General features: G+C 72.2%; 16 protein-coding genes. 12 read left to right on the forward strand and 4 right to left on the reverse strand.

Annotation, left to right across the window (positions count from 1 at the left end; translation table 11 throughout):
* The first annotated feature begins 129 nt into the window (after nucleotides 1-129).
* The 3 genes from ACGFNP_RS02585 to ACGFNP_RS02595 are packed head-to-tail and all read left to right on the forward strand — an operon-like array spanning nucleotide 130 to nucleotide 4,108.
* Nucleotides 130-2,736 carry an MXAN_6230/SCO0854 family RING domain-containing protein gene (locus ACGFNP_RS02585; RefSeq protein ID WP_393313959.1) on the forward strand — a complete coding sequence of 869 codons (2,607 nt, stop codon included), beginning with the start codon at nucleotides 130-132 and terminating at the stop codon, nucleotides 2,734-2,736.
* Nucleotides 2,733-3,374 carry a DNA polymerase beta superfamily protein gene (locus ACGFNP_RS02590; protein ID WP_393313962.1) on the forward strand — a complete coding sequence of 214 codons (642 nt, stop codon included), beginning with the start codon at nucleotides 2,733-2,735 and terminating at the stop codon, nucleotides 3,372-3,374. The genes ACGFNP_RS02585 and ACGFNP_RS02590 overlap by 4 nt, the downstream gene beginning before the upstream one ends.
* The gene (locus tag ACGFNP_RS02595) at nucleotides 3,371-4,108 is read left to right on the forward strand and encodes a DNA polymerase beta superfamily protein (RefSeq protein ID WP_393313965.1); all 738 of its coding nucleotides are present in this window, start codon (nucleotides 3,371-3,373) and stop codon (nucleotides 4,106-4,108) included. The genes ACGFNP_RS02590 and ACGFNP_RS02595 overlap by 4 nt, the downstream gene beginning before the upstream one ends.
* A gap of 18 nt (nucleotides 4,109-4,126) precedes the next feature.
* Here the strand turns inward: ACGFNP_RS02595 and ACGFNP_RS02600 are convergent, their stop codons facing one another.
* A complete protein-coding gene (locus ACGFNP_RS02600; protein WP_393313968.1) occupies nucleotides 4,127-5,062 on the reverse strand; it encodes a GNAT family N-acetyltransferase in 936 nt (311 codons plus the stop codon).
* 138 nt (nucleotides 5,063-5,200) lie between these two features.
* Here ACGFNP_RS02600 and ACGFNP_RS02605 point away from each other — a divergent pair, with 138 nt between their 5' ends.
* Both ACGFNP_RS02605 and ACGFNP_RS02610 read left to right on the forward strand, forming a co-directional pair.
* Nucleotides 5,201-6,178, forward strand: a complete 978-nt coding sequence (locus ACGFNP_RS02605; RefSeq protein WP_393313971.1) for a hypothetical protein — start codon at nucleotides 5,201-5,203, stop codon at nucleotides 6,176-6,178.
* An 11-nt stretch (nucleotides 6,179-6,189) separates the two neighbouring features.
* Nucleotides 6,190-6,735 (forward strand): hypothetical protein, encoded by a 546-nt coding sequence (locus ACGFNP_RS02610; RefSeq protein WP_358341956.1) that lies wholly within the window; start codon nucleotides 6,190-6,192, stop codon nucleotides 6,733-6,735.
* Between the two features lie 87 nt (nucleotides 6,736-6,822).
* Here ACGFNP_RS02610 and ACGFNP_RS02615 read toward each other — a convergent pair whose 3' ends face one another.
* A complete protein-coding gene (locus ACGFNP_RS02615) occupies nucleotides 6,823-7,611 on the reverse strand; it encodes a class I SAM-dependent methyltransferase (protein ID WP_393313975.1) in 789 nt (262 codons plus the stop codon).
* A 160-nt stretch (nucleotides 7,612-7,771) separates the two neighbouring features.
* On the opposite strand from ACGFNP_RS02615, the gene def reads away from it, so the two are divergent.
* The 3 genes from def (at nucleotide 7,772) to ACGFNP_RS02630 (ending at nucleotide 10,846) form a co-directional block, all read left to right on the forward strand.
* Entirely contained in the window at nucleotides 7,772-8,323 is a 552-nt protein-coding gene (def, locus tag ACGFNP_RS02620) for a peptide deformylase (protein WP_393313978.1), read from the forward strand.
* Nucleotides 8,324-8,732: 409 nt separating this feature from the next.
* Nucleotides 8,733-10,409 (forward strand): BTAD domain-containing putative transcriptional regulator, encoded by a 1,677-nt coding sequence (locus tag ACGFNP_RS02625; RefSeq protein ID WP_393313981.1) that lies wholly within the window; start codon nucleotides 8,733-8,735, stop codon nucleotides 10,407-10,409.
* A gap of 74 nt (nucleotides 10,410-10,483) precedes the next feature.
* Entirely contained in the window at nucleotides 10,484-10,846 is a 363-nt protein-coding gene (locus ACGFNP_RS02630; protein WP_358341968.1) for an MmcQ/YjbR family DNA-binding protein, read from the forward strand.
* Here the strand turns inward: ACGFNP_RS02630 and ACGFNP_RS02635 are convergent.
* Nucleotides 10,815-11,678 (reverse strand): hypothetical protein, encoded by an 864-nt coding sequence (locus ACGFNP_RS02635; RefSeq protein WP_393313984.1) that lies wholly within the window; start codon nucleotides 11,676-11,678, stop codon nucleotides 10,815-10,817. The genes ACGFNP_RS02630 and ACGFNP_RS02635 overlap by 32 nt on opposite strands.
* 21 nt (nucleotides 11,679-11,699) lie before the next feature.
* Between ACGFNP_RS02635 and ACGFNP_RS02640 the strand changes: the two genes are divergently transcribed.
* A complete protein-coding gene (locus tag ACGFNP_RS02640; RefSeq protein WP_393313987.1) occupies nucleotides 11,700-12,305 on the forward strand; it encodes an SAM-dependent methyltransferase in 606 nt (201 codons plus the stop codon).
* Here ACGFNP_RS02640 and ACGFNP_RS02645 read toward each other — a convergent pair.
* Nucleotides 12,302-13,219 carry a hypothetical protein gene (locus tag ACGFNP_RS02645; RefSeq protein ID WP_393313990.1) on the reverse strand — a complete coding sequence of 306 codons (918 nt, stop codon included), beginning with the start codon at nucleotides 13,217-13,219 and terminating at the stop codon, nucleotides 12,302-12,304. The two genes, ACGFNP_RS02640 and ACGFNP_RS02645, sit on opposite strands and share 4 nt — an antisense overlap.
* Before the next feature lie 88 nt (nucleotides 13,220-13,307).
* On the opposite strand from ACGFNP_RS02645, the gene ACGFNP_RS02650 reads away from it, so the two are divergent.
* Genes ACGFNP_RS02650 through ACGFNP_RS02660 form a run of 3 tightly spaced genes read left to right on the forward strand, consistent with a single transcriptional unit; the run spans nucleotide 13,308 to nucleotide 16,233 of the window.
* Nucleotides 13,308-14,069, forward strand: coding sequence for a DeoR/GlpR family DNA-binding transcription regulator (locus tag ACGFNP_RS02650; protein ID WP_358341979.1), 762 nt, complete (start codon nucleotides 13,308-13,310; stop codon nucleotides 14,067-14,069).
* Nucleotides 14,066-15,016: a 1-phosphofructokinase gene (gene pfkB / locus ACGFNP_RS02655; protein ID WP_358341981.1), complete on the forward strand. Its 951-nt coding sequence runs from the start codon at nucleotides 14,066-14,068 to the stop codon at nucleotides 15,014-15,016. Before ACGFNP_RS02650 ends, pfkB begins: the two co-directional genes overlap by 4 nt.
* A 47-nt stretch (nucleotides 15,017-15,063) precedes the next feature.
* A complete protein-coding gene (locus ACGFNP_RS02660) occupies nucleotides 15,064-16,233 on the forward strand; it encodes a PTS mannitol transporter subunit IICB (protein WP_358341983.1) in 1,170 nt (389 codons plus the stop codon).
* Nucleotides 16,234-16,235 lie beyond the last annotated feature (2 nt).

Here is a 16,235-nt window from a genome sequence, read left to right on the forward strand (position 1 = left end):
CCAGGGTGGCTCTTTGGGTGTGCTTCCTTCTCTCATTCTTTAAAATGATCTAGCGTGCCCGCTCTCCACCTCGAAGAGGTCGCGCGGTGTCGCCGCGCGACCTCTCATCAGTTCTGGGGGGTTGGCTTGATGAACGGTTCCGGTGAGATCCTGCTCCGCCGTACGCGGCTGGTCGCGCCCGCGCTGCTGGCCGCCGATCCGCGTACGCCCGAACCCGTCGGCAAGCTGCCCAAGCGGCTGAGCATGCGGCGGGCCGACGTGCCGTCCGGGGTGGCGGCGCTGGAGTTCGAGCTGCTGCAGCTCGGCTTCCTGGTGTCGGCGGACCTGTACCGGGCGCTGGCGGCGCTGTCCATGGCTGAGCTGACGCGGGCCGGGCGGCGGCTGCTGCACCTCCTGCGGTCCGAGGTGGGCGCGTCCGTGACGCACGTACCCCTTTTCCGGAAATTTCCGGACACGGTGCCCGCCGACACCCGTGACTTCTACGTGCGGCGGGTGTTCTCCCTGCTGCTGCAGGAGCCGCACCGGCCGTGCGTCCTGTGCGGGAACGTCGGCACCGTCCACGCCGTCTCGCCGTGCGCGCACCTGGTGTGCCGTTCGTGCTGGGACGGGGCCGACTTCAGCGCCTGCCCCATCTGCCACCGCCGCGTCGACCTGGACGACCCGTTCCTGCTCCCGTCGGAGGGGCACACGATCGTCGACTGCGACGCCGTCACGGCGACCGGTCTGCTGCGGCTCGCGGACGACCCCGCGGCGAGCTGCCGTGACCTGGCCGTGGACCTGATGAACCGCCGCACTCCCCTGCCGCCGCACGACCGGGCCGACCTGGAGGCGCTGCTGGAGGAGTTCTGGCCGGCGTCGGGCGGGTGGCTGCCGGAGACCATCCCGGTCAAGGAGACGCGGGCCGTCGTCCTCGCCGTCGCGCTCCGCCGAGGCGCCCCCGAGCTGCTGCGGAGCCATCTGGAGACGGCCACGGACGTGCTGCGCCTGCTGTACGTGCTGATGGACGCCGACCCCGGGCTGCGGATCCGCCCGCAGCGCCGCGTGTCGCTGCCGCGTGCCGTCCGCCGGGTCCTGCTGTCGTGCCTGGACGCCATGCCGTACATGATCGAGGACCTGTTCCGGTACGGCGAGCAGTGGAAGCGCATGGCCGAGGTGCTGCACCCCCACGAGCACCACGCCCGCTACCCGGACGCCGCGCTGGCGTTCGCCACGCTGCGCGGCACCCGGCTCGACCCGGAGACGGCGTTCGGCCGGACCCTGCTGGAGCGGGCCGCGCATCGGCCGGGGCTGCGGGTGCGTGACGGGCGGGTGCGGGCGACGTCGTTCGCCGGCCGCGTGGAGACGGCGCTGGCCGACGGCCGCCACTCCGACGCGGTCGCCCTGCTGGCCCACCGGCCCGGCGAGCTGATGCGGCGGCTGTCGCACCTGCTCCGCCTCTCCCCGGACCTGCTGGAGACCATGGTCCCCGCCGACCCGGATCTGCCGGAGACCCTGGTGCCCGGCGGCGCTGCGATCGAGGCGGGCGGGTTGGCGCGGGTGGCGGCGCAGGTCGCGCCCGGCGTGCTCCTCGCCACGCTGGGGCAGTTGCGCACGCCGCCGGGCGGGCTGCGGCTGTTCCTGCCGCGCGGTGGCACGGCACGCTTCCACACCCGGCCCGACGACCGGCCGCCCCTGCCGGACGAGGTCGTCCTGACGGCCGAGCGGACGCTGGCCGCCGAGCTGCTGCGCCGTACCGGCGAGCTCCCCGCGCTGCGCCGGGTGCTGCTGGACGAGGGGCTGGCCGACCTGATCGCGCCGACGTCCGAGCGGACGGCGGTCAAGGCACTGGTACGGCTGCCACGCGGCAGCACCCAGCCCATCCCCGGCGGCGACCGGCTCCGGTTCTTCCTCCACTGGGCCGAGCCGAAGGACACCCGGGTGGACCTCGACCTGTCCGTGGCGGTCTTCGACGAGCGCTGGGAGTTCGTCGGGCTGTGCGACTACACGAACCTGACGCTGGGCAAGGCCGTCACGCACTCCGGCGACCTGACGTCGGCGCCCGAGCCGCTGGGGGCGTCGGAGTTCATCGACGTGCACGTGCGGGCGCTACGCGGCCGCTACCTGGTGCCGGTCGTGTTCAGCTACAACGACGTGCCGTTCGAGGGGCTGGTACGCGGGTTCGCCGGGTTCATGGAGCAGCCGGAGGGGCTGTTCGACCCGCTGGCCGTGCGGCAGCGCTTCGACCTGACGGGGCAGGCCAAGATCCTGGTCCCGCTGGTGGCCGACCTGTGGACGCGGACGATGCGGTGGGCGGACCTCAACCTGTCCGCCGCCGGCTACGGGCACAGCGTGGACGGCAGCAGTGACGAGCTGGGCCTGCTGGGCGCGGCGCTCGAGCAGGCGTTCACGCACCGGGTGACGCTGTGGGAGGTGGGCTGCTGGCACGCCGCCGCGCGAGCGGCCGAGGTGCTGGTGCGGCGCCGCGACGGCTCGCTGGCCCGCTACGAGCGGCGGCCGGGCGAGGACGCGGCCGCGTTCGCCGCCCGCCTGATCGCCCGCGCCGACGCCCCCGCGATCGCGGCGCCCGCGTCGTTCGACGGGGTGGAGCTCGCCCTGCTCATCCACGGCGACGTGCCCCTTCCCAGCGGCTGCGCGACGTACGCGCTGCACCCGGACGGCCTCGGCGACGTACGTCTGCTCGGGGCGGCCGACCTGCTGAGCGAACTGTCCCCCGAGCCTGGGAAAGTGTCCGCGTGAGTGATGATCTGATCCTTTCGGTGGTGGTGGGGTCGCGGGCGTACGGCCTGGACACCGACGACTCCGACACCGACCGGCGCGGCGTGTTCGTGGCGCCGACGGAGGACTTCTGGCGGCTGACCAAGCCGGTGACGCACCGCGACGGGCCGCTGCCGGAGCAGTTCTCGTGGGAGGTCGAGCGGTTCTGCGGCCTCGCCCTCAACGCGAACCCCACGGTCCTGGAGTGCCTGTGGTCTCCCCTCACGGAGGTGCTCACGCCGGAGGGTGAGCGGCTGCGCGGCCTGCGCGGGGCGTTCCTGTCGCGGCTGGCGCACGAGACGTTCAGCGGTTACGCCGACGCCCAGTTCCGCCGCCTCGACCCGGCCGCGCCGAAGTGGAAGCAGGCGATGCACATGATCAGGCTGCTGCTGAGCGGCCTGCATCTGGTACGCCACGGCGAGCCCCTGGTCCAGATGGCCGCCTACCGCGACCGGCTGCTGGCGATCAAGCGGGGCGAGGTGGCGTGGGCCGAGGTGGCCGCCTGGCGGGCCGAGTTGACCACCGACCTGGCCGGAGCGCCGAGCGTCCTGCCGGAGGCGCCGGACCGGGAGTCCGTCGAGAAGTACCTCATGGCCGTAAGGAGGGCCCACCTCCAGTGAACCTTCCTGCCTGGCTGCCGGAGATCCCCGGCGAGCAGCCGTACCCGCTGGTGTTCGCCACGGTCAGCGGCGCGCACCTCTACGGCTTCCCCTCGGCCGACTCGGACGTGGACCTGCGGGGCGTACACGTGCTGCCGCTGCGTGAGATCGTCGGCCTGCGCACCGGCCCGGCGACCCTCGACCGGACCTGGACGCGCGACCGCGTCGAGGTGGACCTGGTCACGCACGACCTGGCCAAGTTCTGCGGGCTGCTGCTGAACCGCAACGGCTACGTCCTGGAGCAACTCCTCTCCCCCTTGGTCGTGTCCTCCTCTCCGCTGCACGAGGAGCTGACGGCGCTGGCGCCCGGCTGCCTGACGCGGCACCACGCCCATCACTATCTGGGGTTCGCGCGCACGCAGTGGCGGCTGTTCGAGAAGAACGGGGAGCTCAAGCCGCTGCTCTACACCTTCCGCGTCCTGGCCACCGGTATCCACCTGATGCGCACCGGGGAGCTGGACGCCGATCTGACGCATCTGTTCGGGTACGTCCCGGCTTACGTGCCGGACCTGGTGGCCGCCAAGCGGAACGCCGAACACGGCCGCGCGCCCGCGATCACCGCGGCGGCCGGCGACGTGGCCTCCCTGACCGCCTCACTGGAGGCGGCCAGGGACTCCTCACCGCTGCCGGAGGCCGCCACGGTCAGGGACGCCATGCACGACCTGGTGGTCCGGGCCCGCCTCGCCACCGCGTGAGCGGGACACCGGACCGGGTCAGGCGGACGCGGGCGGGGGTGACAGGACGAGCCTGACGGCGAAGTTCCGGTAGCCGGCCCGCTCGAAGGCCTTGGCCATCGGGACGTTCACGGCGTCGGTGTCGGCGACGATCCGGTCGGCGCCGCGTTCGGCGTGCGTCCGGGTGATCTCCCCGAGCAGGTCGTCGGCGTAGCCGTGGCCGCGGTGCTCGGGCACCACGCCGAGGTAGCCGACGACGGGCCCGCCGCCGTTGGCCGACGGCAGCGCCACGCCGGCGAGGTCGCCGTCCGGCGTGTACGCCAGGCGCCACCAGTCCCGGTCACCGGGCATGCTCCGATAGTCGGCTATGTCCTCGCGGGCCTGTGCCTCGGGATCGGTCGTGGCCAGGGCCTGCTGGGTGTGGTGGTCGAGCGTGCCGACCGCCACGCGGCGGAACACCTCGACGAACGCCTCGTCGTCGGCCTCCGCCCGGAACACCAGCCGGCCCGACGCCACCGGCACCGGCGCGCCGGTGGTCCATTCGTACCGGAGCCGTTCGAGCTCGTCGGTCAGTCCGGCGCCCGCCCCCGCCTGCCACCGCCAGGCGATGGCGGCGGTGATGTCCGGGTTGTCCCGCCAGCCGTTCGCCACGAACACGTGATAGGCGGGCGCTTCGCCGTACTTCTCGTGGGCGTGTCGCAGCAGTTCGGCGGCCAGTCCCACGCGGTCGGGCACCGACGGGTGGACCCAGAGGCAGTCGAGCGCGAGCGGGCGGTCGCCGTCGGGGAGGCCCCACCAGACGGCGCGGGCGAGGATCTGGCCGTCCTGTTCCGCGACCCAGATGCGGTCGTGGTGGTACTGGCCGTTCTTGAGGAAGGTGAGCAGGCGGTCGGGGTCGGCCCAGCTGATGGGCTCGTCGACGGCGCAGTCGAGCAGCAGGTCGAGGTCAGTCTCGACCGTGGAACGGAAAAGCACGGTTCCTCCGAAGAGTTGAAGTGGACGCGCGGAGCGCCCGGAAACCACGGACCATCTCAACGCCTCCCTTCTTCCGGACTTTTCGCGGCGAGTGGGACTTTATCGCAAATGTGGTGTCAGTTCCGACAGGATAAGGACGTGGGCTCCAACGAAGAAGACACGCTTCCGCTCCAGCCTCCCATCCGGCTGCCGTTCGACGGCGAACTGGTGGCGGCCGTACGCGAGACTCCCCTGGCGACCGGCCTGCTGGCCGGCGAAACCGCCGATCCGGCGTTCACGCCCGACGCGGTCGAGGCCCTGCGTGACGGCTCCGACGACAAGGTGCTCCAGGTGTGGGCGGACGCCTGCCGCCTCACGCTGGGCACCGACGAGGCGCTGTTCATGGAGGTGGTACGCCTCTTCCTGGGCGGCGGCCCGCTGACCGACGACGTGCCCGCCGCCCTGACGGACCTCGGCCTGATATCCCAGACGCCGCCGCACACCCTGACCCCGCTCGGCCTCTGGGCGGCCGGACAGGTGATCGGCACGGCGACCGGGCAGGACATCCCGGTCATGGGCGCGCTGGCCGGCCAGGACGCCGGCTCGCTGCTGCACGGCCTGCGCTCCTACCCCGAGCCGGAACGCGACGAGGAGCTGGCCGGCTGGCTGGCCGACCGGGATCGAGGCGAGGCGGCGGCCGAGATCGCGGCCGCGCTGGCCGAGGCGAGCCCGCTGAGCCGGGCGGTCGGCGTGGAACTGCTCGCCACGGGACTCGGCGACGAGGGCACGCGGGTGCTCGACGGGCTGCTCGGCGAGCCGAAGCTGGGCGCCGTCGTGGCCGCCCGGGTGGGCCGCGAGGAACGGCCCCCGACGCCCGAGGAGATCGCGTGGGCGTTCGTGGACATGGCCGCGGCGCTGCTGGAGTTCGGCGGGGAGACGGCCGAGGTCATCAAGTCGGTCTCCCAGGGCATGGAGAAGGACGAGCAGGCGAGCACGATCGCCCTGCTGGCCCTCGGTGACCATCCCTGGACGGAACGGGTGCTGCTGGTGTTCATCGACCACCATCCGGACGAGCGCGTGGTGGCGGCGGCCCGCAAGGCGCTGCGCCGGCACGGCCTGATGGACGCCCGCGGGTAGAGTCTGCCGAGATGACGAATCACACGATCACCCCGCGGCTCGGCACGCTCGGCGCGTACTCCTGCGGCTGCGACGCCGACCTGCCCGACCTCATGTCCGCCGAGCTGCACGCCTCCGAGACCAACCAGTGCACCGCCTGCCTCGGGTCGGCCGAGCAGCCGGTCCTGCCCGGCCTGGCGCCCGGCATCCTGCCCGGCCTCTCGCCCGGACTGATGCGCTCCTGCACGGCCTGCGCGGCCACGGGCCGGCGCAAGGAGCAGATCGTCTGGGAGCTGGCCCACGCCGAGGCCGAACAGGTGATCACCCTGAGTCTGGTGCGGGGTGTGGTGGCGGAGTTCGCCGGTCCGTTCCGACTGTCGGAGGTCGCGGACACGGTCCGATCGGGCCTCGGCCTGCCGCCCGGCCGGCTGCCGGTGGGACCCCGGGTCCGCGACCTGCTGCTGCGGCTGCAGGCGGCGGGCGAGATCACCATGCTGTCGGCTCCGGACGAGCTGCTGGACGGCGCTGACGTGGTCCTCTACCGCGACCCCCAGTGGGCCCGCACCTCCGGCCTCTAACCCGCACCCCTCCCGCCTTCACCCCGAGCCCCGGCCTCAGCCCGCACCCCTCCGGCCTTCAGCCCGCGCCCTCCTGCCCTTTGGACCTCATACGCGGCAGAGGATCTCGCCGTGGGTGATCGACATCCAGCCGTCGTCCGCCGCGGCCCACGTCAGCCAGCCCTCGGAGATGCGCCGCAGATCGTCCGCCGTGGCGGCGCCCGTGGCGAGCGCCTGCTCGGCCAGGGCGGACTGCTTGATCCGGTCGGCCCACATCTCACCCCACCAGGCCCGGTCTTCCGGCGTGGCGAAGCACCAGGTGGACGAGGTGGCGGTGATGTCGTCGAAGCCCGCGGCCCTGGCCCACGACAGCAGGCGCCGCCCGGCGTCCGGCTCGCCGCCGTTGCTCCGCGCCACCCGCCGATACAGCGCCAGCCACTCGTCGAGCTCCGGCAGCAGCGGGTACCACGCGAACGCGGCGTAGTCGCTGTCACGCGCCGCCACCAGTCCGCCCGGCTTGGTCACCCGCCGCATCTCACGCAGCGCCCGTACGGGGTCGCCGACGTGCTGGAGCACCTGGTGGGCGTGGACGACGCAGAACGTGGCGTCGGGATGGTCCAGCGCGTGCACGTCGGCGACGGCGAACTCCACGTTGCCCGCGGCCCCCACTCCAGCCCTGGTCAGCTCCAGCGCGTCCGCGGTCACCTCGGACGCCGTCACGTGCCCGACCCGGCCCGCCAGGTCGGCCGTGATGGTGCCGGGCCCGGCTCCCACGTCCAGCAGCTTCATGTGCGGCTTGAGGTGGGGCAGCAGGTACGCGGCCGAGTTCTCGGCGGTGCGCCACCGGTGGGAGCGCAGTACGGACTCGTGGTGGCCATGGGTGTAGACGGCGTCCATCGAAACTCCTTCGTCTCGCGTCAATGAGACCGACATTAGCCTCAATCTCACCATGCAAGAAGATATGTCTCATTATCTGAGCATGATCTGGTACTGATCATGTCGTTGACGCTCGTAGACTTTGTCGCGACACATTTCGCATGCGGAGAGGGCACTGGTCGTGGGAGAGGTCCGGCCGATCGTTCAGGTGGGAGACCCGGTGCTGCACGCACCCTGCGAGCCGGTCACCCGGTTCGACGGGGCACTGGCGGCGCTGGTGGACGACATGTTCGCGAGCATGTACGCGGCCGAGGGCGTGGGCCTGGCCGCCAACCAGATCGGCGTTCCGCTGCGGGTGTTCGTCTACGACTGCCCCGACGAGAACGGCGAGCGGCACAAGGGCGTCGTGGTCAACCCGACGCTCGATCTGCCCGGACTCGGCGAGCGGCACCTCGACGCGGGCGAAGAGGGCTGCCTGTCGGTCCTGGGCCAGTACGCCCCGCTCCCCCGCCCCGACCACGCCACCGTGCACGGCTTCGACGCCGACGGCGCGCCGGTCACCGTCGAGGGCACCGGCATGCTGTCCCGCTGTCTCCAGCACGAGACGGACCACCTCGACGGTTACCTCTACATCGACCGCCTCCCGGCCAAGCGCCGCAAGCAGGTCCTGGCCGCGTACGAGCAGTCCCGCCCTGTGGGGCTGGGCTCGACGACGGCCCACCAGACGCCGTAACGGCGGCACCACCCCAGTCCGGTCGGACCAGACTCCCAAGATTTTGGACACTTCACTCCAAGAGCCTCGATAGGCGCCGACCGGCTGGCCAGAGTCGGCTGCATGACCGACATCTCCTCCATTCCGGGGACGCGACAGCGAACACCCGCCGATCCCGGCACGCCGCCTGCCGCTGGCCTGACCACCCGCCCTCCGTTGACCGCGAGAGCTACGCCGGAAGGCGTACCGCACGCATCGCCCGCGAGACGACGACAATCTCCTCGCCGTGCCTCAACCTGCTCAAGTAGGAAGCACATCGCGCCCGAATTCGCCCGCACAGCCGCGGATCGCGCCATACGGTCCACACAGCGAATCGCCGCGGGACCTCACTCCGGGCGCGCGCATCGATGAGGCATTGGAGACAGGTGCTGTGACCGCTATACGGTTCTCGGTGCTGGGGCCCTTACGGGTGGATCGCGACGGGATGACGATCTCCGTCCCGGGTGGCAAGATCCGGACTCTGCTCGCGACGCTCCTGCTCCGGCCCAACCAGGTCGTCCCGCTAGACCTCCTCACCGAACGGCTGTGGGGCCACCGGCCGCCAAGACAGCCGCGCCGGGCCCTGCGGACCGACCTCGCCCGCCTGCGCCGGAGCCCGGATCTGCGTTCGTTGATCCTGACCGAGCCGGGCGGCTATGTCGCCCGGCTCCGGCCCGAGCAGCTCGATCTCCTCGAATTCCAGGAGCTGGTCCGGGCGGCCGACCACGCGAAGGCGCCCGCGCCGCGCGGCCGGCTCCTCCACGACGCCCTGCGGCTGTGGCGCGGGCCGGTGTGCGCCGACGTCGACTCCGAGACGCTCCACCGGATCGACGTCCCGCCCCTCGCCGAGCAACGCCTTCATGTCCTCGAACGCCGCATCGACATCGACGCCCAGCTCGGCAAGGACGCCGAGCTGACCGTGGAACTGCGGGCCTTGACCGCCGAGCATCCCTTACGGGAACGGTTCTGGGCCCAGTTGATGACCGCCCTCTACCGGAGCGGGCGGCGAGCCGAGGCCCTGGAGGCGTACCGCACCGTCTCCCGCCTCCTCAAGGAGAAGCACGGCATCGGCCCCAACGCCGAGCTGCGCCGACTCCGCCAGGCCATACTCACAGGCCGCTACCAGAGCGAAGAGCACCTCGGCGCTTCGCGGGCCGGAGCCGGCCAGCAAGGCCGCGAATACCCGGCCGAGCGAGCCGAACCGGCCGAGCGAGCCGAGCGGGCCGAGCGGGCCGAGGGGGCTGAGCCTTCCGGGCGGGCCGCGGCCCAAGAGTCCCGTCGAGAGCGGGGGAGCCTGCCGGAGGACGCGCCCACGTTCGGGGTGCTGTTGCGGGCATGGCGGAAGCGGGCGCGGCTGACGCAGGAGCAGTTGGCCGAACGTGCCGGTCTGAATGCCCGGACGGTACGCCGCTGGGAGCGCGGCGCCGCGCCCCGTGGGTCCTCCGTCCAGTTGCTGGCGGAGGCGCTGGACCTGGACGGCGCGGAACAGGCCGTGCTGGCCGGGGCGGCCGACGCCCTCGCGGCGGAGGCCGCGCGGGTCGTACCGGACCAGGACCGTCAGAGCCCCGGACCCCCGAGGCAGTTGCCCGCCGACGTGCCCGTGTTCGTCGGGCGGGCGAGCGATCTGGCCGCTTTGATCGGTGAGGCGGAGACGACGGCGGTAGTGATCATCGCTATCGACGGCATGGCGGGGATCGGCCAGACGACCCCGCTCCAGGGGCTGAGCCGGCTGGCCGGCGCTCTGGGCGATCCGCGCCAGGCGAGCTCCCACCACCAACGGGCCCTGGGCTTGGCGACGGAGCTCGGCGGACCCGACGATCAGGCCCGCGCCCACGACGGCCCCGCCCACGCCTGCCGGGCACTGGCCCAGGACGAACAGGCCCGCCGGCACTGGCGTGCCGCCCTGCGCATCCTGACCGCGCTCGGCCTCGATCGTACCGAGGACGAGGAGGCCACCACCGAGGGCATCCGCGCCCACCTCGCCCACCTCGACCGTCTGGAGTGTGCCCGGTCCGGCTCCGAGGCTCTGGCTCGGCCGCACGCCGGCTCCGGGTCGCCGACGATCTGAGGCGGCGGGTCTGAAGGGGCGATCTCAGGCTGCGATCTGAGGCGGCGGGCGCGCGGACCCACTACCGTGGGAGTGTGATCACGGTGGAGGACGTGCGGCGGCTGGCGAGCACGCTCCCGCGCTCGTCGGAGCATCTCATCAGAGACCGCGTCAAGTTCCGCGTCGGCTCGATCGTCTACGTGGCCTTCTCGCATGACGAGACCCTCATGGGCTTCGGCTTCCCCAAGGAGGAGCGGGCCGCCCTGGTGGCGGCCGAGCCGGAGAAGTTCCAGTTGCCGCGCGAGTCCGACCTGCGGTTCAACTGGGTCGTCGCGCGGATGGCCGCCATCGACGCCGACGAGATGCGGGAGCTGGTCATCGAGGCGTGGCGGCTGGCGGTCCCGAAGAAGGTCTACGCCGCCTACATCAGCTCAGCCGGTCCACACCGAGTGCGCTGATCAGCAGGCGTTCCTTGCGGTTGCCGAGCAGGCGGGCCGTCCAGTCGACGAAGCCTCCGTCGCCCACTTCCACGCCGTCGGCGTAGATCTTGAAGCACAGCCCCGAGTAGTAGCCACGCCCGGACTCGCGTCCCGGGTCGTCCGTCGCGTCCAGCCCGGCCGTCACGTGCGCGAAGCGGGGGTCGAGGACGGTGACGCGGACCTCCGGCTCGGCGATGCCGCAGGCCCGGACGGCGTCCGTCAGCAGGCGCAGGTGCTCGGCCAGGTGACGGCGTTCGAACGCGAGGTTCCCGGTGTCGCGGTCGGCCGACACCAGCGCGAACAGCCCGAAATGCGGGTACGCGCCCGCGCCCGCGAAGTGCTGCGCCCGCACCACGCGCTGCAAGGCGGCGAGCCGGACCGGGCCGGCCGAGTCGCGCCGCCGGACGGCCGCCTCCAGAGCGAGGGCGTTCGTCGGGTCGGCCGCGACCTCGGTGTTCCTGATCGTGCTGATCACCTTGTTCTGGTCCACGGTGGCCGGCGCCGAGTGCGCCCCGAGCGGCGCGACGGGTGACAGCGTGACCAGCTCGAATGCGGCCGGTACGACCGACAGCACCGCGTCCTCGGCCCGGCGCAGGCGCTCGAACGGCACCACGGACGGCCCCACGAACCGGTCACTGGTGTAGCGGCGGAGCACGTCGGCCGGTGCCAGAGCACGCGCCCTCACCCGCATGACTTCGAGCAGCAGCGTGGTGAGGTCGGCGCCGGACAGCCGCTCGGCCAGCACGTCGAGGATCTCGGGACCGCCCGCCTGCCGGAGCACCCGCCGCAAAGCCATTGAATCATCGCCCATCAGACAAGCATCATCATGATCGTGGCCGAACGCGACTGGATTACCTGGCACGACCATTACGACACGCCCGGCTCCTCCCTGGGCAGACGCCTGGCCGTGGTGCGCGAACACGTCCGGCTGGCTCTCGACGCCGGCGCCGAACGGGTGGTGAGCCTGTGCGCCGGGCAGGGCCGCGACCTGCTGCCGGTGCTGGCCGCCCACCCCCACCGGGACCGCGTACGCGCCAGACTGGTGGAGCTCGACGAGGGCAACGCCCGGATCGCCGAGCGCGCCGCGCCCGGCGGCGTCGAGGTGGTGTGCGGCGACGCCGCGCTGACCGGCGCCTACGTGGGCGCCGTCCCCGCCGACCTGGTTCTCGCCTGCGGGATCTTCGGCAACATCGGCGACGCCGACATCCGGCGTACGGTCGCCACGCTGCCCCAGCTCTGCGCGCCCGGAGCGACCGTGATCTGGACCAGGGGGCGGCACGCGCCCGACCTGCTGCCGGCGATCTGCGAGTGGTTCGAGGAGGACGGGTTCGAGCGGGTCGGCCTGGACAGCGACGGCCGCTACGGCGTCGGCGTACACCGCTACACCGGCCCGCCCAGGCCGCTGGAGCCGGGCGTGCGGATGTTCACCTTCCTCTAGGACACGCTGCGGTAGAGGCCCTGGGTCAGTTGCGTGACGCGCTTGACGGAGGAGCTCCAGGTGCCTCCCGCGGGGTGGGCCGTGAGCACGGCCATGATGAACCGGTCGTCCTTGCCCAGCAGGCCCGTGGTGTGCAGCACGGGACGGCCGTAGTCGGGCACGCCGGACCCGGTGGCCCGCGACGCGACCCCGCTGATCGACAGGTCGGCCCCGGGGGCCCGCAGCGGGACCGGGTTCGCGGCGGCCCCGGTGCCGCACTTGGTGGGCGGGACGTCGCCGAACCCCGACCAGCCCTGCTTGACCGCCCACGGCTTGGGCACCGCGCGCGGGATGCCGAAGTACTGGTCGAACCCGTCGGTGCCGCACGGCGTGGAGTTGCGCAGGTGCCCGAGGATCGTGTCCCGCACCCTGGGCGCCGCCGTGTCGAGCAGGTAGCGGTACGTACGCACGATGTCGTACGCGCTCAGTGACGTGTAGCCCCAGAACCCGGGCTTGGACGCGGGCGGCGGCGCGGTGTCGGATAGCCCGAGCCGGCGCGCCATCCGCTCGACGATCGCGCCCTTGCCGTCACGGTTCCAGAACGTGGTGGCCGCGTGGTCGTCGCTGGAGCGCAGCATGACCTTGAGCAGCCGGGCGTCGTTCGCCGGGACGGTCTTCCGCCTCTCCAGGTAGTCGATGGCGATCAGGAGCTTGACGACCGAGGCCGAGCGGAACTTGCGGTGCGCGTTGCGGGTGGCGACGAACTTCCCGGCCTTCCTGTCGTAGACCAGCCACGATGCCGTGGTGCCGGCCGGCACGGCCGGGGGCTGGGCCGTACGGGGGCCGGACGACGCGGCGGCGGCCGAGGGCCCGGCGACGCAGACGGCTGCGAGGGGTACGGCTGCCACGACGGCGGCCCAGGGCTTGGTTCGCATCCGACATAACTACCAGAGTCTTGACGTTCCAACAGAATCGGGTATAAACACAGATGAAACCACACTGAAACGGCGGTGAATCAACATCATGTACGCCGAGGAGCGGCAGCAGGAGATCCTTCGCAGGGCCCGGGCCGCGGGCCGTGTCGACGTGGTGTCGCTGGCCGACGAGCTCGACGTGACCACCGAGACGATCCGCCGCGACCTGACCGCGCTGGAGCGGGCGGGCGTGCTGCGCAGGGTGCACGGCGGCGCGATCCCCGTGGAGCGGATGGGGTTCGAGCCCGCGCTCGCCACCCGCGACGAGGTGATGACCGCGGAGAAGGAGCGCATCGCCAAGGCCGCCCTGGCCGAACTGCCGGAGGACGGCTCGGTCATCATCGACGCGGGCACCACCACCGGCCGTCTGGTGCCGATCCTGCCCGCCGACCGGGAGCTCACGGTCGTGGTCAACTCGCCGCCGCTGGCGACCGTGCTGGCCACCCGCGCCAACCTGAGCGTCATCATGCTCGGCGGCCGGGTGCGCGGCCGGACGCTGGCCACCGTGGACGACTGGGCACTGCGGCCGCTGTCACAGCTGCACGTGGACGTGGCGTTCATGGCGACGAACGGCTGCTCGGCCGCCAAGGGCCTGACCACGCCGGATCCGGCGGAGGCGGCGATCAAGCGGGCCATGGTGACGGCCGCGGAGCGCAGCGTGCTGCTGGCCGATCACACCAAGTTCACCAACACCTACCTCGCGAGCTTCGCCGAGCTGAACGAGATCGACGTGGTGATCACCGACACGGGCCTCGACCTCGCTCTGGCCGCCGAGCTGTCCGCGGCCGGCCCGGAGGTGGTCCGCGCATGATCCTCACGCTGACGCTCAACCCCAGCCTGGACCGCACGATCGAGATCGCCTCGCTCGACCGGGGCGCCGTCATCCGGGCCGCCGCCGCCCGCCTGGACCCCGGCGGCAAGGGCGTGAACGTCTCCCGCGTCCTGCTCGCCAACGCGGTCGCGTCGCGGGCCGTGGTGCCGTTCGGCGGCGACGAGGGCAGGCAGCTCGTCCGCCTGCTCGCCCTCGAAGGGCTCGACATGGTGACGGTCCCGGTGACCGGCACGACCCGCTCGAACGTCACCCTGGCCGAGCCCGACGGCACCATCACCAAGATCAACGAACCTGGCACCGCCCTGTCCCCCGGCGAGCTCGACACGATCGCCGACACCGTATTGGCCGCCGCGCACGAGGCCGACTGGGTGGTGGCCTCCGGCAGCCTGCCGCCGGAGGTGCCCGCCGACGTCTACGCCAGACTCTGCCGGCGCTTCGCCGGGGCGGGCATCCACGTCGCCGTCGACACCAGCGGCCCGGCACTGGCCAGCGCGCTCGCCGCCGGCCCCGCCCTCGTCAAGCCCAACCTGGACGAGCTCGCCGACGCCACCGGCATGCCGATCCGCTGTGTCGGCGACGTGGTGGAGGCCGCCGGCAAGCTCCGGGCGGCGGGCGCGCGCACGGTCCTGGCCAGCCTCGGCGCCGACGGCGCGGTGCTCGTCCAGGACAACGGCATCTGGTACGGCCACGCCACGGTGACGGAGCCGCGCAGCTCGGTCGGGGCCGGGGACGCCATGCTGGCGGGGTTCCTCGCCGGCGGCGCGACCGGCGAGGAAGCGCTGGTCGAGGCGCTGGCCTGGGGCGCGGCGGCGGTCTGCCTGCCGGGCAGCCGGATGCCGGGGCCGGCCGACATCCGCCGCGACGGCGTCCGCACCGGCCCGCCCCTCCTGACCCGCCCCCTGGAATCCCCCGCCGACCCCACCTGACTTCGACATACCAGGCACCTTGCTCACCCCCCAAAGGAGCACGTCCAATGGCCGAAACCTACACACCCCCGGTCTACGGGACCGGGGCCAAGGCCACCATCCAGCGCATCGGCGGCCACCTGGCCGGCATGATCATGCCGAACATCGGCGCGTTCATCGCCTGGGGGCTGATCACCGCGCTGTTCATCCCCACCGGCTGGCTGCCGAACGCGGCGCTGGCCGCGATGGTCGACCCGATCATCAAGATGCTGCTGCCCATCCTCATCGCCTACACCGGCGGCCGGATGGTCCACGGGCAACGCGGCGCGGTGGTGGGCGCGGTCGCGGCGATGGGGGTGATCGTGGGTTCGGACATCCCGATGTTCCTCGGCGCCATGATCATCGGCCCCCTCACCGCCCTGATCCTGAAATATGTGGACAAGTTCACGGAGGATCGCACCAAGTCCGGCTTCGAGATGCTCGTCGACAACTTCACCGCGGGCATCGTCGGCGCCGTCATGGCCATCGCGGGGGTGTGGGCCATCGGCCCGATCGTCCGCGTCGTGACCACGGCCGCGGGCAACGCGGTCGAGTGGCTCATCGTCAACAACCTGCTGCCCATCGCCTCGGTCCTGATCGAACCGGCCAAGGTGCTGTTCCTGAACAACGCGGTCAACCACGGCGTGCTCGGGCCGCTCGGCGTCGCCGAGTCCGTCAAGGCCGGCAAGTCGATCCTGTTCATGCTGGAGTCGAACCCGGGTCCCGGGCTCGGCCTGCTCATCGCGTACCTGCTGTTCGGCCCGCGCCCGCTGCGCCCGAGCACGCCCGCCGCGATGATCATCCACTTCTTCGGCGGAATCCACGAGATCTACTTCCCGTACGTCCTGATGAAGCCGCGACTCATCCTCGGAGTCATCGCGGGCGGCGCGGCCGGCGTGTTCACGTTCATGATCACCGGTGCCGGACTGGTGGCGACGCCTTCGCCGGGCAGCATCTTCGCCTACATCGCGGTGACGCCGAAGGGCGGCTGGCTCGGCGTGATCGCCGGCATCGTCGTCGCCACGGCCGTGTCGTTCGCGGTCTCCTCGCTCCTGCTCGGCTTCGGCCGCGGCGAGAAGGAGGAAGCGCCGGAGGAGGCCGTCGCCCCCGAACCCCTGGCGGACCGCATCGAGGAGACTCACGAAAGCGGCGAGAACGACCGCGAGACCCAGACCCAGCCCGTCGCCAAGGAGGCGTGAAC

Source organism: Nonomuraea sp. NPDC049269 (assembly GCF_043197155.1).
GTDB lineage: Bacteria > Actinomycetota > Actinomycetes > Streptosporangiales > Streptosporangiaceae > Nonomuraea.